22 protein-coding genes are annotated in these 20125 nt (G+C 64.6%); 13 read left to right on the top strand and 9 right to left on the bottom strand.

Annotated features, from left to right (window positions below):
• Positions 1-6: 6 nt before the first annotated feature.
• Positions 7-1062, bottom strand: coding sequence for an aminoglycoside phosphotransferase family protein (locus tag EJB06_RS10035; protein WP_126073855.1), 1056 nt, complete (start codon positions 1060-1062; stop codon positions 7-9).
• A gap of 97 nt (positions 1063-1159) precedes the next feature.
• Here EJB06_RS10035 and EJB06_RS10030 point away from each other — a divergent pair, with 97 nt between their 5' ends.
• Genes EJB06_RS10030 through EJB06_RS10010 form a run of 5 tightly spaced genes read left to right on the top strand, consistent with a single transcriptional unit; the run spans position 1160 to position 7059 of the window.
• Positions 1160-3394, top strand: a complete 2235-nt coding sequence (locus EJB06_RS10030; RefSeq protein ID WP_126073854.1) for an LPS-assembly protein LptD — start codon at positions 1160-1162, stop codon at positions 3392-3394.
• Between the two features lie 50 nt (positions 3395-3444).
• A complete protein-coding gene (locus EJB06_RS10025) occupies positions 3445-4827 on the top strand; it encodes a peptidylprolyl isomerase (protein ID WP_126073853.1) in 1383 nt (460 codons plus the stop codon).
• Positions 4828-4831: 4 nt separating this feature from the next.
• Positions 4832-5890 carry a 4-hydroxythreonine-4-phosphate dehydrogenase PdxA gene (pdxA, locus tag EJB06_RS10020; protein WP_126073852.1) on the top strand — a complete coding sequence of 353 codons (1059 nt, stop codon included), beginning with the start codon at positions 4832-4834 and terminating at the stop codon, positions 5888-5890.
• A gap of 34 nt (positions 5891-5924) precedes the next feature.
• Entirely contained in the window at positions 5925-6704 is a 780-nt protein-coding gene (gene rsmA, locus EJB06_RS10015) for a 16S rRNA (adenine(1518)-N(6)/adenine(1519)-N(6))-dimethyltransferase RsmA (protein ID WP_126073851.1), read from the top strand.
• A 13-nt stretch (positions 6705-6717) separates the two neighbouring features.
• Positions 6718-7059 carry a DUF5710 domain-containing protein gene (locus EJB06_RS10010; protein WP_126073850.1) on the top strand — a complete coding sequence of 114 codons (342 nt, stop codon included), beginning with the start codon at positions 6718-6720 and terminating at the stop codon, positions 7057-7059.
• A gap of 122 nt (positions 7060-7181) precedes the next feature.
• On the opposite strand, the gene EJB06_RS10005 is transcribed toward EJB06_RS10010, so the two are convergent.
• Complete coding sequence (locus EJB06_RS10005; RefSeq protein ID WP_126073849.1) at positions 7182-9434, bottom strand: PhoX family protein; 2253 nt, start codon at positions 9432-9434, stop codon at positions 7182-7184.
• A 220-nt stretch (positions 9435-9654) separates the two neighbouring features.
• Here EJB06_RS10005 and EJB06_RS10000 point away from each other — a divergent pair, with 220 nt between their 5' ends.
• Complete coding sequence (locus EJB06_RS10000; protein ID WP_126073848.1) at positions 9655-10791, top strand: serine hydrolase domain-containing protein; 1137 nt, start codon at positions 9655-9657, stop codon at positions 10789-10791.
• A gap of 183 nt (positions 10792-10974) precedes the next feature.
• On the opposite strand, the gene EJB06_RS09995 is transcribed toward EJB06_RS10000, so the two are convergent.
• Together EJB06_RS09995 and EJB06_RS09990 are read right to left on the bottom strand one after the other, a co-directional pair.
• Entirely contained in the window at positions 10975-11589 is a 615-nt protein-coding gene (locus tag EJB06_RS09995) for a hypothetical protein (protein WP_126073847.1), read from the bottom strand.
• A 49-nt stretch (positions 11590-11638) separates the two neighbouring features.
• The gene (locus tag EJB06_RS09990) at positions 11639-12247 is read right to left on the bottom strand and encodes a hypothetical protein (protein WP_126073846.1); all 609 of its coding nucleotides are present in this window, start codon (positions 12245-12247) and stop codon (positions 11639-11641) included.
• A 214-nt stretch (positions 12248-12461) separates the two neighbouring features.
• Here EJB06_RS09990 and EJB06_RS09985 point away from each other — a divergent pair, with 214 nt between their 5' ends.
• Complete coding sequence (locus tag EJB06_RS09985; protein ID WP_126073845.1) at positions 12462-13178, top strand: HAD family hydrolase; 717 nt, start codon at positions 12462-12464, stop codon at positions 13176-13178.
• 117 nt (positions 13179-13295) lie between these two features.
• Positions 13296-14312, top strand: a complete 1017-nt coding sequence (gene hrcA / locus EJB06_RS09980; RefSeq protein WP_126073844.1) for a heat-inducible transcriptional repressor HrcA — start codon at positions 13296-13298, stop codon at positions 14310-14312.
• 45 nt (positions 14313-14357) lie between these two features.
• Here the strand turns inward: hrcA and fur are convergent, their stop codons facing one another.
• The gene (gene fur / locus EJB06_RS09975) at positions 14358-14786 is read right to left on the bottom strand and encodes a ferric iron uptake transcriptional regulator (RefSeq protein ID WP_126073843.1); all 429 of its coding nucleotides are present in this window, start codon (positions 14784-14786) and stop codon (positions 14358-14360) included.
• 90 nt (positions 14787-14876) lie between these two features.
• Here fur and EJB06_RS09970 point away from each other — a divergent pair, with 90 nt between their 5' ends.
• From EJB06_RS09970 to EJB06_RS09950, 5 genes are all read left to right on the top strand, one after another.
• A complete protein-coding gene (locus EJB06_RS09970) occupies positions 14877-15437 on the top strand; it encodes an outer membrane protein assembly factor BamE (RefSeq protein ID WP_126073842.1) in 561 nt (186 codons plus the stop codon).
• A gap of 68 nt (positions 15438-15505) precedes the next feature.
• Positions 15506-16300: a 4-hydroxy-tetrahydrodipicolinate reductase gene (dapB, locus tag EJB06_RS09965; RefSeq protein ID WP_126073841.1), complete on the top strand. Its 795-nt coding sequence runs from the start codon at positions 15506-15508 to the stop codon at positions 16298-16300.
• An 8-nt stretch (positions 16301-16308) separates the two neighbouring features.
• Complete coding sequence (locus EJB06_RS09960; protein WP_126073840.1) at positions 16309-16965, top strand: MotA/TolQ/ExbB proton channel family protein; 657 nt, start codon at positions 16309-16311, stop codon at positions 16963-16965.
• Between the two features lie 9 nt (positions 16966-16974).
• On the top strand, positions 16975-17397 hold the full coding sequence (locus EJB06_RS09955) for an ExbD/TolR family protein (protein WP_126073839.1): 423 nt from the start codon (positions 16975-16977) through the stop codon (positions 17395-17397).
• A gap of 1 nt (position 17398) precedes the next feature.
• Complete coding sequence (locus EJB06_RS09950) at positions 17399-17725, top strand: barstar family protein (protein WP_126073838.1); 327 nt, start codon at positions 17399-17401, stop codon at positions 17723-17725.
• Positions 17726-17785: 60 nt separating this feature from the next.
• On the opposite strand, the gene EJB06_RS09945 is transcribed toward EJB06_RS09950, so the two are convergent.
• From EJB06_RS09945 to EJB06_RS09930, 4 genes are all read right to left on the bottom strand, one after another.
• A complete protein-coding gene (locus tag EJB06_RS09945) occupies positions 17786-18148 on the bottom strand; it encodes a VOC family protein (RefSeq protein ID WP_126073837.1) in 363 nt (120 codons plus the stop codon).
• A 73-nt stretch (positions 18149-18221) separates the two neighbouring features.
• Complete coding sequence (locus EJB06_RS09940) at positions 18222-18986, bottom strand: DUF6597 domain-containing transcriptional factor (RefSeq protein WP_126073836.1); 765 nt, start codon at positions 18984-18986, stop codon at positions 18222-18224.
• Between the two features lie 53 nt (positions 18987-19039).
• On the bottom strand, positions 19040-19870 hold the full coding sequence (locus tag EJB06_RS09935) for a CCDC90 family protein (protein ID WP_126073835.1): 831 nt from the start codon (positions 19868-19870) through the stop codon (positions 19040-19042).
• A 4-nt stretch (positions 19871-19874) separates the two neighbouring features.
• Positions 19875-20054, bottom strand: a complete 180-nt coding sequence (locus tag EJB06_RS09930; protein ID WP_126073834.1) for a hypothetical protein — start codon at positions 20052-20054, stop codon at positions 19875-19877.
• Positions 20055-20125 lie beyond the last annotated feature (71 nt).

The following is a 20125-nucleotide window of genomic DNA, read 5'->3' as shown; positions in this document are numbered from 1 at the left end:
TCCGCATCAGAAGGTGTAGCCCACTTGCGGCGCCTTGTCCTCGAAGGTGTCGAGCAGGCGCGCCAGCGGCTTGAGGGCGATGTAGCGGTTGCAGGTCTTGCGCACGTAGTCCGCCACGGTCGGCAGGTCGCCCAGGTAGGCGCTCTTGCCGTCGCGGTAGTTCAGGCGGCAGAACAGGCCGAGGATTTTCAGGTGGCGCTGCAGGGCCATGAATTCGAAGTCCTGGTAAAAGGCGTCGATGTCCGGATTGACCGGCAGCCCGACCGCCTTGGCGCGCTGCCAGTAACGCACCACCCAGTCGAGCACGATTTCTTCGTCCCACTGCACGTAGGCGTCGCGCAGCAGCGAGGCCAGGTCGTAGGTGACCGGGCCGAACACGGCATCCTGGAAGTCGAGCACGCCCGGATTGCCCTGGTCCATGAACATCAGGTTGCGCGAATGGAAATCGCGGTGCATGAAGACTTGTTGCTGCGCCAGGTTGTTGGCGATGATCGCCTCGAACACCTTGTTCAGGGTGGCCGTCTGGGCGTCCGTCATGGTCACGCCCAGGTGCTTGCCGACGAACCATTCAGGGAACAGCTTCAGCTCGCGCTCGATGAAGGCGCGGTCGTAGTCGGGCAGCACGCCCGGTGCGCTGGTCAGCTGGAACTTGATCAGCGCGTCGACCGCGTCCGAATACATGAAGGGCGCGTTGTCGATGTCGAGGCGCTGCAGGTAGGTGGTGGTGCCGAGGTCGGACAGCAGCAGGAAGCCGTTGGCCACGTCCTGCGCCACGATGGCGGGCACGCTCACGCCGGCTTCCAGCAGCAAGCCTTGCACGTGGATGAAGGCCGGCACGTTTTCGCGCTCGGGCGGGGCATCCATGGCGACCAGGGTCTCGCCCAGTCTGGCGCGCAGTGCGGGGGCGACGTCGAGCCGGAAGTAGCGGCGGAAGCTGGCGTCGGCCGAGGCCGGCCGGCACGATTCGACCTCGACCAGGCCGAGCGTGGCGAGCCAGGCGGTGAGCTGCGTCAGGCGGGTGTCCGACGATGTTGCGGGGGTGGTGGTAAGCGATGAGGACATGTTGCAGCCTGAGAATCCGATTGAAGATGAAGATTCCCATATAATAAGGGATTAAACTCAAAAAATCGCCTGCCATGGTGTTTGCACACGTCATTTCATGAGCTTGAAAAAACCGGCAGCTCTCCCCTCGCAGCGTTGGGCCTACGCCCTGACGGCGCTCGTCACCGCCACCGCGGTGCCCTTGCACGCCCAGACCGTCCAGAACGCCCCGCCACGCGACCGTAACGACGATCCCAACCTGCCCGTCACCGTGCGCGCGGAAGAGTTCAGCGGCCGCCCCGAACGCGAACTCGTTCTCGAGCGCGATGTCGAACTGACCCGGGGTCAGACCCGGATGAAAGCCGACCGCGCCTGCTTCAGGAACGTCGAGAATGAAGTCACCGCCAACGGCAATGTCTGGATGGAACGCTTCGGCGATATCTACAAGGGCGATGAGTTGCAGCTGAACCTGTCGTCGGGCAAGGGCTGGGTGCTGCATCCCGAGTACCGCATGCAGCTCAATAACGCGCAGGGCGCGGCCAGGCGCGTCGATTTCATCAGCGAAGACGAGGCCATCGTCACCGACGGCACCTACACCACCTGCGAAGGCCTGCTGCCGGACTGGTACCTCAAGTCGAACACCCTGCGCCTCGATGCAGGGCGCGACGTCGGCGTGGCCGGCAAGACGGTCATCTATTTCAAGGGCGTGCCGATCATCGGCGCGCCGGCGCTGTCGTTCTCGCTGTCGGGCGCGCGCCGCTCGGGCTGGCTGCCGCCGACCATCGGGTTCCGCTCCAAGGGCCGGGCCGAGATTTTGCAACCGTATTATTTCAATATCGCGCCGAACCGCGACCTGACCGTCTATCCGCGCTGGATGCTCGACCGCGGCCTGCAGCTGGGCGGCACCGGGCGCTACCTGGGCGAGAACGAGTACGGCGGCTATTCGGGCCAGACCCACGGCGAATTCCTGCTCAACGACAAAGTCACCAAGACCGACCGCTGGCGCCTCGATTCCCAGCACACCCAGGCCATCGGGCCGGGCTGGTCCTACGGCTGGAACCTGAAGGCGGCTTCGGACGATAATTATCCGAGCGACTTTTCGCAGTCGATCTCGACCAGCGCGGAACGCCAGCTGGTGCGCGAAATCCGCACCGATTACCGCGCCAGGTACTGGAATATGTCGGCCCGCGTGCAGAGCTACCAGGTGCTGCAGGACCCGGTCTCGGCGACCGATCCGAGCCGCACCGTGCCGCGCCCCTACGACCGCTTGCCGGAACTGCTGTTCCACGCCGGCCGCTACGACGTCAAGGGCTTCGACTGGGCGGTCGACTCGGAAATCACGCGCTTCTCGCATCCCGACCTGCCGACCGGCAACCGGGCGGTGGTGCTGTCGCAGCTCAGTTATCCGATCGTGCGTCCCGGCTATTTTGTGACGCCCAAGCTGATGCTGCACGCCAGCGCCTACGAGCTCGAAAAGACCGTCGTCGACGCCCCGCGCACGCTCACGCGCGCCTTGCCCACCTTCTCGCTCGACAGCGGGCTGGTGTTCGAACGCGATGCCAAGCTGACCGGGCGCAAGATGACCCAGACCTTGGAGCCGCGCCTGTTCTACGTGTACACGCCGTACAAGGACCAGAGCAAGTTCCCCAACTTCGATACCTTCGAAGCGACCTTCAACCTGGCCCAGATCTTCAACGAAAACCGCTTCATCGGCAACGACCGCGTGTCGGACGCCAACCAGGTGACGGCGGCCGTGGTCTCGCGCTTCCTGGAAACCAACGGCGCCGAGCGCCTGCGCCTGGTGCTGGGGCAGCGCTTCTACCTGAACGAGCAGCGCGTGCAGCTGGCCAACACGCCGCGCACGGAAAGCCGTTCCGACGTGCTGCTGGCCGCCTCGGGCCGGATTTCGGACAAATGGAGCTTCGACAGCGCCGTGCAATACAATGCCAGCGCCAGCAGCGTGGTCACGCAGAACTACGGCGTGCAATGGCAGCCGGGCGAGAAGAAGGTCATCAACGCCGAATACCGCTATTTGCGCGACGTCGTCAAGAATGCGATGGTATCTTCCCAGTGGCCGCTGTCGAAACGCTGGTATGGTGTGGGCCGGGTGACGTATTCGGTACTCGAACACAAGGTCGTCGAGAGCCTGGTCGGACTCGAATACCAGGCCGACTGCTGGGTGTTCCGCATGGGGGGACAGCGCTTCGTGACCACCACGCGCAATACCTCGACGCCGATCTTCTTCCAGCTGGAGCTGAACGGCTTGTCCAAGCTCGGTTTGGGCAGCCCGCTCGAATCGTTTTACAAGAGCGTCCCAGGCTACACGAGACTGAACCAGGGCTCGGGCCGCTGAGCGGGACGTCGGTTTTTTTCATTCAACTGAATATAAGTGCTTCCCAGATTATGCGTAATGTCCGTCTGCACCAACTCAAGATCGCCGCCGCCCTGCTGTGCGCCCTGACCGCCGGCCAGGCGGCCGCGCAGGCGACGCCGGCCAGGCCGGCCGCGGCCAAGCCGTCGAGCGGCTTCCTGCCGCCGGCGTCGGCCTCGGCCAACGTCATCGATTCGATCGCCGTGGTGGTCAACGATGAAGTCATCACCCGCAACGAAATCGCCGCCCGCGTGCGCGCCGTCGAAGGCGCCATGAAGGCGCAGAACGCGCCCGTGCCGGAAGCGGCCGACCTGCAGCGCCAGGTCATCGAGCGCATGATCGTCGAACGCGCCCAGATGCAGCTGGCCAAGGAGATGGGCGTGCGCGTCGACGACACCATGCTCGACCGCGCCATCGGCCGCATCGCCGAGCAGCAGAAGATGTCGGTGCAGGAGATGCGCAACCAGATGGAAAAGAGCGGCACCACCTTTGCCGCCTTCCGCGAAGAGATCCGCAGCGAGATCATGATGCAGCGCCTGCGCGAGCATGAAGTCGACAACAAGATCCAGATTTCCGACGCCGAAGTCGACACCTACCTGGCCGCCGAAAAAGCCGCCGCCGCCGACAAGGTCGAGATGAACCTGTCGCAGATCATGGTGCGCATTCCCGAAAACGCCTCGCCCGAGCAGATCGCCGCGCGCCGCGCGCGGGCCGACGACGTGATGCGCCAGCTGCGCACCGGCGGCGACTTCGCCAAGATCGCCGCCACCTACTCCGATTCGAGCGATGCGCTCAAGGGCGGCGAAATCGGCTGGCGCGCGCTGGACCGCCTGCCGCCGCTGTTCGCCGACGCGCTGTCCAAGCTCAAGGCCGGCCAGGTCACGCCGGTCCTGAAAAGCACCACCGGTTTCCACATCCTGAAAATGGTCGACAAGCGCAACCTGGCCGACGCCAGCGGCCCGGCGCCGGTGCAGCAGACGCGCGCGCGCCACATCCTGCTCAAGGTCAGCCCGACCATGACGGCGGCCGACGCCAAGCGCAAGCTGGTCGAACTGAAGGAACGCCTCGACAACAAGGCCGCCAAGTTCGAGGAACTGGCGCGCCTGTTCTCCAACGACGGCTCGGCCAGCAAGGGCGGCGACCTCGGTTGGCTGTACCCGGGCGACACCGTGCCCGAATTCGAAACCGCCATGGCCACCCTGAAACCGGGCGAAGTGAGCGACGTCATCGAAACGCCGTACGGCTTCCACCTGATCGAAGTCATGGAGCGCAAGAGCGACGACCAGAACAAGGAACGCGTGCGCATGGCGGCGCGCCAGGTGATCCGCGACCGCAAGCTCGAAGAAGCGACCGAAGACTGGGCGCGCCAGGTGCGCGACCGCGCCTACGTCGAATTCCGCGACGAGAACAAATAAGCGCATGCGGCAGGCAAGCACACGGCCGGCGATCGCCATCACCACGGGCGAACCGGCCGGGATCGGCCCGGAAATCGCGATCCGCGCCGCCTGGGCCATGCGCGCGCAGGTCAACTGCGTGCTGCTCGGCGACGCCGCCTTTTTGGCGCTCACCGCCAGCCTGATCGATCCGACGATCCAGCTGGCCGCGCTGTCGGTGCAGGCGCTGCGCAACGGCGGCCTGCCGCAGTTCGGCCCCGCGCGCATCGCCGTCATCGACGTGCCGCTGGGCGCCCATGTGGTGCCGGGCGTGCTCGATCCGGCCAACGGCCGCGCGGTGCTGGCCACGCTCGACCTGGCGGTCGAAGGCGCGCGCGCCGGCTGGTTCGACGCCATGGTCACCGCGCCCCTGCAAAAGAGCACCATCAACGACGCCGGCGTGGCCTTTTCGGGCCATACCGAATACCTGGCCGAGCAGACCGCCACCGCGCAGGTGGTGATGATGCTGGCCGGCGACACCGCCGATGACGCGCTGGAACCCATGCCGCTGCGGGTGGCGCTGGCCACCACCCACCTGCCGCTCAAGGACGTGTCGGCGGCCATCACGCGCGCAGGCCTGGGGCGGGTGATCGACATCATCCACACCGACCTGAAGACCAAGTTCGGCATTGCCGCGCCGCGCATCCTGGTCACCGGCCTCAATCCGCACGCGGGCGAGAACGGCTACCTGGGGCGCGAGGAAATCGACACCATTACGCCGGCGCTGGACGATGCGCGCGCACGCGGCATCGACGCGCGCGGGCCGTATCCGGCCGATACCCTGTTCCAGCCCAAGTACCTGGCGCACGCCGACTGCGTGCTCGCCATGTACCACGACCAGGGCCTGCCGGTGCTCAAGTTCGCCACCTTCGGGCGCGGCGTCAACATCACGCTCGGCCTGCCGCTGATCCGCACCTCGGTCGACCACGGCACCGCGCTCGACCTGGCCGCCGCCGGACTGGGACGGGCCGACTGCGGCAGCATGGAGCAGGCCATCCGCACCGCACTGCATATGGTGAGCGCACAGCGCGCATCGCAGCGTTAAATCACAGTCCCAGAATCGCATTGAGAAGAAGAATATGAAACACGTCGCCCGCAAGCGCTTCGGCCAGAATTTTTTGACCGACAAACACGTCCTCGATGACATCATCGACGCCATCGGTCCCGAACAGGGCCAGGCGATGGTCGAAATCGGGCCGGGCCTGGCCGCCATGACGGCGCTGCTGCTCAAGCACATGGACCACATGCACGTGGTGGAGCTGGACCGCGACCTGGTCGCGCGCCTGGAAAACAACTTCCCGCGCGAAAAGCTGACCATTCATTCGGGCGACGCGCTCAAGTTCGACTACGGCAGCATTCCGGTGCCGCCGGGGCAAAAGCTGCGCGTGGTCGGCAACCTGCCGTACAACATTTCGAGCCCGCTGCTGTTCCACCTGGCCGAATTCGCGCACCTGATCGAAGACCAGCACTTCATGCTCCAGAAAGAAGTCGTCGAGCGCATGGTGGCCGCGCCCGGCAGCAAGGTGTACGGGCGCCTGTCCGTGATGCTGCAGTGGCGCTACGACATGTCGCTGCTGTTCATCGTGCCGCCGACCGCCTTCGATCCGCCGCCGCAGGTCGAGTCGGCCATCGTGCGCATGGTGCCGACCGCGCGCAAGCTGGCCTGCGACGGCCCGACCCTGGAAGCGGTGGTGATGAAGGCCTTCTCGCAGCGCCGCAAGGTGATCCGCAACTGCGTGGCCGGGATGTTGACCGAAGCGCAGCTGGTCGAGGCGGGCATCGATCCGTCGACGCGTCCGGAGACGGTCAGCCTGGAGCAGTATGTGGCGCTGTCGAATCTGCTCAAGCAGCCGGCCTGACAGGAGCGAGCTCATGATCATGCTCAAAGTCCCGTACGCCGAAAAGGACGAGGCCAAGGCCCTGGGCGCGCGCTGGAACAAGGACAGCAAGCTGTGGTACGTGCCCGACGGGGTGGACGCGGCGCCGTTCCAGCGCTGGCTGCTCAAGGGCGTGCCGCTGCCGGCGTCGGCCAAGCCGGCCGGCCGGGTCGATTCGTATGTGGGCAAGCAGGTGGTGGGAGCGCGCTATGTGGCGCTGGAACACGATTGCAATCCGTTCGAGCCCTGCGCCGAGTGCGGGCCGAAGCTGGCCGCGTCCGGATGGACCGACGCGCGCGCGCAGGTGCTGCGGATCGTCGGTGGGCTGAAGACGTAGTTTCCTGCGCTAAAAGTTGAAGCCGTCGTCCCCGCCTGCGCGGGGACGACGGCTTTTGCGTTAGCGGTTGTCGTTTCAAGCGAGCCAACCCGTCTGTCAGGCCGGCCCACCCTCACTGCTGCTTACGACCCGATCCGACCGCCATCGTTCTTGGTAATGACGATGGTCGCCGAACGTGGGCGCTTGCCCGGGCCGTAGCCGGCGTTGCTCGGCCATTGGCTGGTGTACTTCGACGGATCGGCCAGGTTGGCCTGCGAGGTGTTCTCGCCCGGGTGCTGGATGTTGATGAACATCGACTTGCCATCCGGCGTTTCGCAAATCCCCGTGATTTCCGATCCCACCGGACCGACCAGGAAGCGCTTGAGGGTTTCCGCCGTCGGCTTCTTGCCCACATAGGTATCGACCGCCAGCGTGCCGCCATTGGCCTTCGGATGGTTCAGCGTGACCTTGGCGCCGTCGCCGACCGTGCCCGGCACGGCGGCCAGCATCATGCAGTTGGTGACGTCGGTGTAGGCGCCATCGTCGGTCTGGATCCAGCAGATGCCGGTGTACGGGCTGAATGCCAGGCCGTCCGGGCTCGAGAAGTCCTGGTCGGCGGTCAGGTTCGACAGGTTGACGAAGCCGCCATTGGCGCCCGCTTCGGCGCCGAACAGGTACACGTCCCAGGTAAAGCTGGTCGCCGCCGAGCCGCCCGCGCCTTCTTTCATGCGCAGGATATGGCCGTTCGGGTTACCGGTCTGGGCCGAGCTGCCTTTCATGTCGGTGTAGGCGCGTGGATTCGAGCTGTCCGGTGCCAGTTGCGACGAGCTCGGGTCGACCGCGCGGTTCGAGTTGTTGGTCAGCGAGTAGTAGATCTCGCCGTTGGCCGGATTGACCGAGCACCATTCCGGACGGTCCATCTTGGTCGCGCCGACCGCATCGGCGGCCAGGCGGGCGTTAATCGCAATGTCGGCCTGGTCGGCGAACTTGTACGCGCTGTAGCCGGCGATGGCGGCGTTCGACATGGCCAGCTCGATCCACTGGCCGCTGCCGTCGGCGTTGATCTTGGCCACATACAGCTTGCCGCTGTCGAGGTATTTGTCGCCGGTGGCCATGCGGTCCGAGGCGCTGGCGTCGGCGGCGGCCCAGACGGCGGTCGAGACGAATTTGTAGATGTATTCGTTGCGCGAATCGTCGCCCATGTATACCGCCAGCTGCTGGCCGACCACCGGGTTGCCGAAGGCGGCGCTTTCGTGGGCGTAGCGGCCCAGGGCGGTGCGCTTCCTGGCCGATTTGGACTTGTCGTACGGGTCCATTTCGACGATGTAGCCCATGCCGTTCATTTCGTTGCGGTAGTCGTCGCTGCCGTCGGCCGACGCGCCTTTTTTGCTGATGTCCCAGCGCGCGTACTTGTCGTCGCTGCCGGCGCTTTCCCAGCCGTGGCGCGAGGCGGCGCCCTGGTTGCGGCCGTAGCGCTTGAGCGAAGCGATGCTCTTGTCGCCGGCACGGGCGGCGTCGTCGGCGGCGCCGCGCACGAAGTAGCCGGACCAGTTTTCTTCACCGGTCAGGAACGAGCCCCATGGCGATTTGCCGGTGCCGCAGTTGTTCAGGGTGCCGCGCGTCTTGGTTGCGGTCGGCGAGTATTTGGTCACCAGCAGCGCATTCCCGCGCGCCGGGCCCGACAGTTCGATGTCGGTCAGCGGGGTGATGCGGCGGTTGAACGAGGATTCCTTGACGTAGGCCCAGGCCGCGCCGGTCTTCTTGACTTCGACCACGCTCACGCCGTGGATCGCCACTTCCTTGTCGACTTCGGCCACGGGGCGCGGCAGGGTGGTCACGCCGCCATTGGCGTGCAGGAAGAAGGACGACAGTTTCGCGTCCGTGGTCGCTTCGTGGTTCACGGCCAGCAGGCCGCGGTCGGAGCTGCTGGTGGTGGCAGTGCCGTTGGCCGACAGGCCGTAGAACTCCATGCCGTCGTGATGGTCGCCGGCACGGGTGTCGAAGTTGTCGTCGGTGCCGTCGTTCTTGTAGGCAGGGGTGGTGCCGTTGAGCGGGTCGCCCAGCGCATAGATGACCGACGCGGTGTAGCCGGCCGGAACGGTGACCATATCGGCCAGGGTTTTCGGAACGGCATTGAACGCCAGCAGTTTTTCAGTCGGCACCGGCGTCGGGGTCGGGGTCGGGGTTGGCGCGACCGGAGCCGGGTCGTCGCTGCTGCAGGCCGACAGACCGACTGCGCCGAAGATCGCCGTGGCGGCCGATGCCATGCCGCCGCGCAGCAGGCTGCGGCGGCTCAGGCGGGCGTTGAGCACCGTGTTGAAGTGTTCGTTCGGCGAATCGTTGCAGTCGATGTCATCTGGGTCGATGGAGCTAACCAGATCGTTTGGCTTGTTCATGAAGGTCCTATGGCTGGGGTTGAATTTAGCAAGCGGGATTCTAGCCAGCCCAGATGACCGTGCCGTGACGGCAAGATGACAGGACGATGACAAGCCGCACGTCAGCTATACGATCCGTCCAGAAATAACGTTTTCAAATCGCCAACATTTTCCATTTTCATGCCATGATGGAGCGTTGCTTGCCCGAATGCTTTACCTCTGCCATAAGGAAGTCGATCCGATGAAATGTTCACGCACCCTGTTTTTATTGCTGGCCGCGCTGGCGGCCGGCGTGCCCGGGGCACCGTCCCTGGCGGCGCCTGCGCCCATTGCCGCGCCGGCCTCCGCGAGCGACAGCGCGGCCAGCCAGGCCGTCCTCGACTATATTCAGGCCCAGATGCGGGAGCGCCGCATTCCCGGCCTGCAGATTGCCGTGATCCGGCAGGGGAAGGTGGTGCTGTCGCGCGCGCTCGGCGTGGCCAATATCCAGCACCAGGTGGCGGTCGGCGAGCACACCGTGTTCTCGATCAATTCGGGGACCAAGGCCATCACCGGGGTGGCCATCATGCAGCTGGTGGAGCAGGGCAAGCTGGCGCTGGACGCGCCGCTGGCGCGCTACCTGGACGGCTTGCCGGCGGCGTGGCAGGGCGTCAGCGTGGCCCGACTGCTCGACCATACGTCCGGACTGCCCGACATCCTCGACGAGCAAGGCGACCTGCTCCCGGGTGGCATGGAGGGGGCGTGGAAGCGCGCCCTGGCGGCGCCGCTCGCCTTCGCTCCCGGCCAGCGCTTCAGCTATAACCAGACCAACTATGTGTTGCTGGGTAAGATTATCGACCGCCTCGGCGGCGAGCCCTTCCTCGATTTCATCCGGCACCAGCAGTTCGACGTGGTGGGCATGCCGGGCAGCAGCTTCGGCGACAGCGGCGACATCGTCATGAACAAGGCCAATTCCTACCGCTTCGCGGGCGGCGTGCTGCGCAATGTGGTCGAGGAGTTTCCGCCGGCCATGCGCACCGGCGCGGGCATGAATACCACCGCGACCGAGCTGGGCAAGTGGATTGTCGCCCTGCAGCAGGGGCGCCTGCTCAAGCCGGCCAGCCTGGCCGCGATGTGGACCCCGTCCTCCTTCGCCGACGGCCGTCCGGCGCCGTGGGCCCTGGGCTGGCCGGCGATCCGCCGCGGCGCGCAGGCGCAGCGGGCGGTGGCGGGGATCGGCGGCGGGCGCTCGGCCTTCTATGTGTATCCCGACGACGACCTGGCGGTGATCATCCTGACCAACCTGGCCGGCGCCAGGCCGGACCAGCTGATCGACACGGTGGCCGGCTTCTATGTGCCGGCGCTGCGCCACAACGCGCTGGAACAGCGGCGCAACTGAGGCTGGAGCGAAAATCGGGACAAAAAAAAGCCCGCTGTGAAGCGGGCTTGAAATCCAATTCTTTTTGAGGAGAGTTGGAGGAGACAGGTGCAATTATGCTGCGCTACAGCATATCAGGCCAATTTATCTTTGTAATATCAGTTATGCCTTTCGCAAATATCACCTTCGCAACCCTCGGCCGGATTACTTCTCGCGGCAGATCACGTTGACGTTGGTAATCTCGGCATCGCCCATTTCCCCTACGCCGCGGTCGACCTCGCATGCGACTTTGCCGCCATCCGGCTGTTGCAGGACAGACACGCCATAGCTGACGCCGAAAGCGAGCTGGCCGGCGAATTTGTACGACTGGGAATCCTTGGCCACCGTGATCCTGTCGCTGCTGCCGTTGATCAGCACCAGGTTTTCGCCGACGTAGGGCTTGACGGTGCCGTCGAGGCCGACGATCTTGACCGCGCCGCCGATCGAATTGAGGATGTCGAGGCAGGTGATGAGGACGTTGATCGAGGCCTGGCGGCCTGCGGTGTCCTTGCCGTTGTCTGCGGAACAGGTCTGGTGCGGGGGGCTCTGCTTGACCTTGACGTCGTACTGGATGCCGTACTCGATGGTGTTCGGGAAACGGAAGCTGGTGGCCTTGGCGTCGACCGTCAGGTCGTTCATGCCGATATTGCTCACAACCATGCCCGCGTATTTCAGGTTGGTGATTCTGCCTTCGACCGGGAAGGTCGCTTTGCCGCCGCATGCGGCCAGGCCCAGGGCGAGCGTCAGCAGCAGCGAATGGCGCAGGACGGATGACTTCATAAAATTCTCCAGAAAATAGGGCGCCGCCCGCGCGGGGCGGCTGCCGGGATCAGTTGCAGGTGATGAGGATGTTGTCGACGTCGGCCTTGCCCATGACGCCGATCGCGTTGTCGATGCGGCAAGTCAGGCCGGGCGGCTGCTGCAGCACGCTCAAGCCGTAGGCCTGGGTTTCGCCGACCTGGCCGAATTTGGTTTTCTTGTCCTCGGACTCGGTGGTCAGGTTGAACGCGGTGGCGTTGGCCGGAATCGTCAGGCGGTAGGTGCCGTTGATGATCACCAGCGGACCGGTGGTCAGGCCGACTACCTTGCCTTTGACATCGTGCGGTTTCAGGGTGCAGCGCACGCCGATCGAGCCGACGCCGTAGATGCTGGACTTGCCCTTGCCGTTGATCATCACGCAGGTGGCGTTCGACGGCGCCGACTTGATGGTGATGTCGTACTCGGTATTGGTGGCGATCAGGTCCGGGAACACGAAGCTGCTGGCGAAGGGCTCGACCTTCAGCTCCGGTCCGCCCTTGTTCTGCAGCACCAGGCCGGCCACGGTCACGCCTTCCACGCCACCGCCCAGTTGCATGGTGCCATCATCGTCGCCGCCGCAAGCGGCCAGGCTGAGCGCGCAAGCAAGTGCCACGGCGGAACGCAGGTACAGATTTTTCATACTTTCTCCAAAACGAATGCGGGTAAGGTGGGAAGCTGGGCCGCCGGCGGACAGCCTGAGGTGGACGTCATTTTAGAGCATTTGTCAACGCCGCGGCTCATTGCCTTGTATCGGTGTGTAAGGCGCGGCCCCGGCGCGCCGGCGGCCCGGCAATGCGGTTGATTTTCGGCGGGCGCCTCGCTATGCTGGAAGCGGACCCACTACCGAGAAGACCATGACGACCCCGCCGCGCCGTACCTGGCCCAAAGCCATCCTGTTCGACCTGGACGACACGCTGTGGCCGATCGCGCCGGTCATCCTGCAAGCCGAGGAAACCCTGCACGCCTGGCTGCACAGCAATGCGCCGCGGGTGGCCGAGCGCTTCACCATCGACGCCCTGCGCCAGGCGCGCCTGGCCCTGCTGGCCCAGCAGCCCGAATTCGAGCTCGACCTGGGCGCCCTGCGCCGCGCCGGCCTGCTCTCGGCCTTCGAGCAAGCCGGGGAAGACGCCGCCAAGGTCGAGCAGGCCATGGTCCATTTCTATGCCGCGCGCAATGCCGTGATTCCCTACGACGACGTGGTGCCCGGCCTGCTGCGCCTGAAAGGCCGCAGCCTGCTCGGCGCGGTCACCAACGGCAATGCCGACCTGCAGGCGATCGGCCTGTCGCACCACTTCAAGGTCTCGGTGGCGGCCAGCCGCTTCGGCCGCGCCAAGCCCGATGCCGCCATTTTCCTGGCTGCCTGCGAGGAACTCGGGGTCGATCCGGCCGATGCCGTGTACGTGGGCGACGACGTGCTGCTCGACGTGCAGGGCGCCCAGCGCGCCGGCCTGCGCGCGGTCTGGCTCAACCGCACCGGCAGCGAGCGCCACCTCGAACACGGCGTGGTGCCGGACGCCATCTGCCGCAGTTTCGACGAACTGATCGACTGGCTCAAGCGCGAGCACGATTGAGGCGGGCCGGGCGCGCCGGCCACATAAGTCCCCGCCGCGTCGGCGAACGTGCATAATAGGCGGATCAGCACTTGTGCTTGCCCTTGTATTTGCCCTTACCGCACCACATCTAGAATCATGCAACTCGATACCCGCGCGCAAACGCTGCTCAAGGCCCTGGTCGAACGGTATATCGCCGACGGCCAGCCGGTGGGGTCGCGCGCGCTGTCGAAGATTTCCGGACTCGACCTCTCGCCCGCGACCATCCGCAACATCATGGCCGACCTGGAAGAACTCGGCTACGTGGCCAGTCCGCACACCTCGGCCGGGCGCATTCCGACCCCGCGCGGCTACCGCATCTTCGTCGACACCTTGCTCACTGTGCAACATCTCGACGAGCACGCGGTCGAGGGGCGCCTGCGCCTGCCGGCCCACCAGCCGCAAAAGATGATCGCCAATGCGGCGCAGATGCTGTCCTCGCTGTCGCAGTTCGCCGGCGTGGTGCTCAGTCCGCGGCGCGAATCGGTGTTCCAGCAGATCGAATTCCTGCGCCTGTCCGAAAAACGCATCCTGCTCGTCATCGTCGATCCGCGCGGCGACGTGCAGAACCGTCTGCTATTGACCGAGTCCGACTACACGCCGGCCCAGCTGGTGCGTTCGGCCAATTACATCAACCAGAATTACGGCGGCCTGTCCTTCGACGACGTGCGCGCGCGCCTGACCACCGAATTGCGCCAGTTGCGCGACGATATGGGCAGCCTGATGCAGGCGGCGGTCGAAGCCGGCAGCGAGGCGATGGCCGACCAGTCGGACGATATGGTCATTTCCGGCGAACGCAACCTGCTCAGCGTGTCGGACCTGTCGTCCAACATGACGTCGCTGCGCCAGATGTTCGACATGTTCGAGCAGAAGACCGGGCTGATGCAGCTGCTCGACGTCTCGAGCAAGGCCACCGGGGTGCAGATCTTCATCGGCGGCGAATCGAACCTGGTGCCGATGGATGAAATGAGCGTGGTGACCGCGCCCTACGAGGTCAACGGCAAGATCGTCGGCACCCTGGGCGTGATCGGACCGACCCGCATGGCCTACGAGCGCGTCATTCCGATCGTGGATATCACCGCCAAGCTGCTCTCGAACGCGCTCAGCCATTCCTGAGCCGCGCGTAGCGCGCCGCGCAGCAGCTTGGGTCGAGGCCCCCGGTCAGGTTTTGTGGGGGCAGGCTGGTTTCACGCAGTTGCCGTAGATGGCCAGTGCGTGTTCGGCAATCTTGAAGCCGCGCTCGACCGCCACCTTGTGCTGGCGCGATTCGATTTCGTCGTCGTAGAACTCTTCCACGCGGCCGCAGTCCAGGCACACCAGGTGATCGTGGTGGGAGCCGGCGTTGAGCTCGAAAATCGCCTTGCCGGTTTCAAAATGGTTGCGGTTGAGCAGGCCCGCTTGCTCGAATTGGGTCAGTACGCGGTACACGGTCGCCAGGCCGACATCCATATTGTCGGTCAACAAAATCTTGTAAACATCTTCCGCAGTCAGGTGGCGTACCTCGCTGTTCTGGAAAATCTCGAGGATTTTCAGGCGGGGCAGGGTGGCTTTCAGGCCGCTGGCTTTGAGGTCGCTAGGATTGTTACTCATGTTTGTTACTCGTATATTGGCGTAGTGCTTTATCATATAGCGTTTTAGACGGAGGTGCCTAGGCTTCCGTACAACGATTTGAGGTCATCTATGCCTGTCGATACTGCCGTTTTGCACCGTTTCAGCCTGCGCGCCCCGCTCGTGGCGACCCTGGCCGGCGCCGTCCTGAGCCTGTCCGGCTGCGCCATGTTCGGCGGCGCCAAGGATCCCGTGGTCCCGGTCAAGGCCTCGCCCGATGCCGGCGCCCAGACTGTGCAGGCGAGCAAGCTGCAAAAGGTCCTGTGGATCTTCTCGCCCTACCGCCCCGACATCCAGCAAGGCAACTTCATCTCCCAGGAAATGCTGACTCAGCTGAAGGTCGGCCAGACCCGCGAGCAGGTCAAGTTCCTGCTCGGCACCCCGCTGCTGACCGATATCTTCCACGCCGACCGCTGGGACTTTCCGTTCTACCTGGCGCGCGGCGATGGCGAGCTGACCAGCAGCCGGGTCACGGTCTACTTCAAGGATAACAAGGTCGAGAAATTCGAAGGCGGCAACCTGCCGACCGAGAAGGAATACATCGCGCGCATCGCCGGTCCGTCCAAGGTGGCCGCCAAGGAAGCGCCGAAGAAGGAAGAAGCCGGTTCGGCCTCGATCAAGATCAACAAGTAAATCGTTTACGCAAGTCAGTCACACAAGTCATTCACACAACGGTAGCGGGTAGCACGAGGGGCGGCACAATGAGTCAGATGAAAATTGCGGTAGCGGGCGCCGACGGGCGCATGGGACGGATGCTGGTGGACGCGGTGGACGCCGCCCCGGACGCCGTGCTGGCGGGGGCGCTCGGCCTGGCCGGCACACCGGCCATCGGCCAGCAGGTCGGCCAGTCCGGCATCCGGATCGACGCCGACCTGGCCACCGGCCTGGCCGGCGCCGAATACCTGATCGACTTCACCCGCCCGGAAGGCACGCTCCAGCACCTCGCGTATTGCGCCGAACACGGCATCAAGCTGATCATCGGCACCACCGGTTTCGACGATGCCGGCAAGGCCGCGATTGCCGCCGCCGCCGAAAAAACCGCGATCATGTTCGCCCCCAACATGAGCGTCGGCGTGAACGTCACCCTCAAGCTGCTCGAACTGGCCGCCAAGAGCTTTGCCGAAGGCTACGACATCGAAATCATCGAAGCGCACCACCGCCACAAGGTCGACGCGCCGTCCGGCACCGCGCTCAAGATGGGCGAAGTCATCGCCGACGCGCTCGGTCGCGACCTCAAGGAATGCGCCGTCTACGGACGCGAAGGCGTCACCGGCGAGCGCGATCCCTCGACCATCGGCTTTGCCACCATCCGCGGCGGCGACATCATCGGCGACCATACGGTGCTGTTCGCCGGCACCGGCGAGCGCATCGAAATCAGCCACAAGTCCAGCAGCCGGGCCAGCTACGCCACCGGCGCGCTGCGCGCCTGCCGCTTCCTGGCCGACAAGGCCACCGGTTTGTACGATATGCAGGACGTGCTGGCACTCAAGGACTAGCGTCCGCCATGGCGCCGGTGAATCACTTCAGCGTCGCGCGCTACTGGGAACAGGGCGACGCCATCAGCCACGCGGTGGCCTATGTGCTGATGCTGATGTCGCTGGTGAGCTGGTTCGTCATCCTGTCCAAGGCCTTCAGTACCTGGCGCGTGCGGCGCGCCGCGCCCGCGCTGGACGCCTTCTGGGGCGCGCCCAACCTGCAGGACGGCATCGCCCTGCTCGCCCTGGCCGACCGCGAGCGCGTCTACGTGCGCTTGCCCGAACAGGGACTGGCCCATGCCGGCGGCGGCGCCACCCTGGCCGGCGCCATGAGCCGCGACGAACAACTGGTCCGCGTGCTGCGCCGGGAAATCACGCGCGCCACCCACCGCATCGACAGCGGACTGACCGTGCTGGCCTCGATCGGCGCCACCGCCCCCTTCGTGGGCCTGCTGGGCACGGTGTGGGGGATTTACCATGCACTGTCGACTGTGTCGGCGGCCGGCATCGTGCAGATCGACAGGGTCGCCGGACCGGTCGGCGAAGCCCTGATCATGACCGGCTTCGGGCTGGTGGTGGCGATTCCCGCCGTTCTGGCGTATAACGGATTGAACCGCCTGAACCGGCTCACCCTGGCCGAGCTCGACGGCTTTGCCCACGATCTGCATTCCTACTTCGGCAACTAGGGGAACAGCATGGCATTCGGCAGCTTCGATCCATCGCGCCAGCATGCGATGATGAGCGATATTAACGTGACCCCGATGGTGGACGTGATGCTGGTGCTGCTCGTCATTTTCATCATCACCGCGCCGATGTTCACGCATGCGGTCAAGCTCGACCTGCCGCGCGCGCAGGCCGGCGCCGTGCAGCAGCAGCCGCAGACGGTGACCATCGCCATCGACGCGCAAGGCGCGCTGTACTGGGGCGAGGAGCAGGTCGACGCGGCCGGACTCGATGCGCGCCTGACCCAGGCCGCGCGCCGGGCGCCGCAGCCCGAACTGCTGCTGCGCGCAGACAAAAACACCCGTTACGAAGCCGTGGCCCAGGTCATGGCGGCGGCGCAGTCCCGTGGACTGGGCAAGCTCGGCTTCGTGACCGACCCACACAAGGAGAAATAATATGGCCAGTGCCGAACTGAATGGCGCCTCGATCCTCGGCTGGGATACCTTTCATTCCGAAAGCCGCGCGGCGTTCGGCTTTCCCGAGTTTTACGCCAATACCATGGATGCCTGGGTCGACTGCCTGAGCTACCTGCGCGACGAAGACGGCATGACCCGCTTCCGGCTCAAGCCGAACGAGGTGCTGGAGATCGTCATCAAGGACGCGGCATCGATGCGCGAGCGCGTGCCCGACCTGCTCGAGGAGATGACCTTCTGCATCGCCGGCATCAACGAGCGCTACGAGGATTACGGCGAGAAGCCGGCGCTGGCGCTGGTATTGCGCTGATGCGCTGCAAGGCGCACCGCTGCGCGCGGGCGGCGACCGCCCGCAGGGGCGCACCGGTGCTCAGCGCACCTTCTTGAGGTCGAACGTCGGGTTGTAGATCAGGCCCAGGGTGTTGCCGAACGGATCCTTCAACTCGACCACCTTGATGCCCTCGCCCACGTCCTGGATCGCCGAGTGGATGCTCGCGCCCAGGGTGGTGATGCGCTCGACTTCAGCCTCGATATCGTCCACGCCCCAGTAAGCCACGCAGCCCGCCATGCCCGGCTCGCCCGGATGCAGGCCCAATTCGAAACCGCCGATCTCGAAGCCGATGTAGAACGGCTGGTCGAAGTAGGGGGCGGTGCGGAACACCTCGGTGAACCAGGCCTTGGCCGCGTCCATATCCTGGACCGGGTAGCAGACAGTGCGCATTCCCTTGATCATGATCGTCTCCTGTGAGTGCAAAGCAGCATCGTGCCACGGCGCGCGCCGCGTGTATTGTAAAAATGTAAGGCGCTCAGGTCCGTGTTGCGAAGGATTCCGGCGTGCTGCCCGACAATTCGCGAAATTCGTGGATCAGGTGCGGCTGGTCGTAGTAGCCGAGCTCGAGCGCGAGGCTGGTCCAGTCGAGCTGGTGCGGATCGATGGCGGCACGGATGCGCGCGCTGGCCTGGCGAAAGCGGCACACGCGCGCGAATTGCTTGGCGCCCAGGCCGACCCGCGCGCGGAACTGGCTCGACAGGTGCTGGCGCGACACGCCCAGTTGCGCGGCCAGGGTCTCGATGCGCACGGAACCGTGGGAACGTTCGATGGCGGCGATGGCCGCCTCGGCCAGGCCCGGCCTGGCAACGTTCGCCGCGCGGCGCAGGCGCTGCAGCAGCAGGCGTTCGACGGTGGCGACAGCCTCGCTGTCGGACAGCGGGCGCGACCACAGGGCGTCGGTGAACCGGCGCGCCGTGGCACCATCCCACAGCGCGTCCAGCAGGGGATGCTGGTCGGCCAGCTGGTGCAATGGCATGGTGAAAAAGTGGGCGGCGGCGCCCGCCTTGAAGCGCGCCGCGATGGTGCGCACAGGCTGGTGCACGGGCACGTGGATGACCGTGCTCATCATGCCCGACACGCGGCTCAGCGTTGCCACGTCCTGCCACAGGATGTCCATGCAGTTATCGGGCAGCACCCGGTGCGTGACGGGCCGGGCGCCCGGGAACACCTGGCAGGTCCACAGGCAGGCCAGATAGGGGGCCAGCGCGGGGTGGGGCGGGTATTCCTGGTAGAGGACCATCAGGATGGCTGGGCGAGTGGGCAGGAGGGTATTTTACCGTGCCGTCGCGGCGTTCAGCCCAGCAGTCCGGGCCAGAAGGTTTTCAGGAACATCGGGACGATGAGACTGAAAAGTAGGCCGAAAATCCAGTACACCCGATGGAAGTCCTTCTCAAGCGCCTTCTGCCCCGACATGAGCTCGTGGATTTTTGCGTCCAGATCAGCTTTGATTCCATCGATTTTTGCGTTCAGTCCAACATGGAATCCATCGATTTTCGCGTCCAGATCAGCTTTGATTCCATCGATTTTTGCGTTCAGTCCAACATGGAATCCATCGATTTTTGCGTTCAGTTCAACATGAAATCCATCGATTTTTGCGTTCAGTTCAACTCTGCACCCATCAATTTTTGCGTTCAGTTCAACTCTGCACCCATCAATTTTCGCTTCCAGCTCCGTCTTGTTTTTGTCAATTTTTCCCTCCAGTAGCTTCATGTCGGCCCTCAGCTCAGTGCGTATCCGCTCTATTTTTGCGTCGAGCAGGTCGATTTTGGTGTTGAATTCGCCTCTGAAGGTCTCGATTCTGCTGCTGAATTCACCTTTGAAGGTCTCGATCTTGCTGCTGAATTCACCTCTGAAGGTCTCGACCTTGGTGCTCAAGTCGCCTCTGAAGGTGTCGACTTTGGCGCTCAATTCGGTCTTCGTTACATCGATCCGTGACGTCAGCCGTTCTTCCGTATGCCGTAGATCACGCTGCAATTCATTTTTCGTTTGCAGCAGGTCCGTTGTCGAGACGACCTCGCCGACTACCTCGGTCAGCGCCTTGGCATGCACGTCAGCCTGGTTCCTCGGTACGCCGGCCGATTCCAGCTGCTGAGCGTAGTTGATCGCATCGAATTCGATTGTCATGACCTCAGTCTCCCGTACGCGGACGGCTCGCTGTTTGCACATCGTATTGCAGGGTCAACAGCTGCGCCTCGTGGGCGAGCTTATCGAATACCTTGGCCAGGGCTTGCGCATGCGCCTGCGGTATTGGCAAACCTGCCAACGCCAGCTGCCGCGCCTGGCCTGCTGTGTCGAAATTGCTCATCATGTCAATTTAGACGTCGATGTCGCCGGATAGTTCAGCGCACTTCAGCGAATTTTTGCCCCCGGCCCCCGGCC

Origin of the sequence: Massilia atriviolacea (assembly GCF_003953935.1) — a bacterium.
GTDB lineage: Bacteria > Pseudomonadota > Gammaproteobacteria > Burkholderiales > Burkholderiaceae_D > Telluria_A > Telluria_A atriviolacea.
This window is presented reverse-complemented; position numbering and strand designations above follow the sequence as displayed.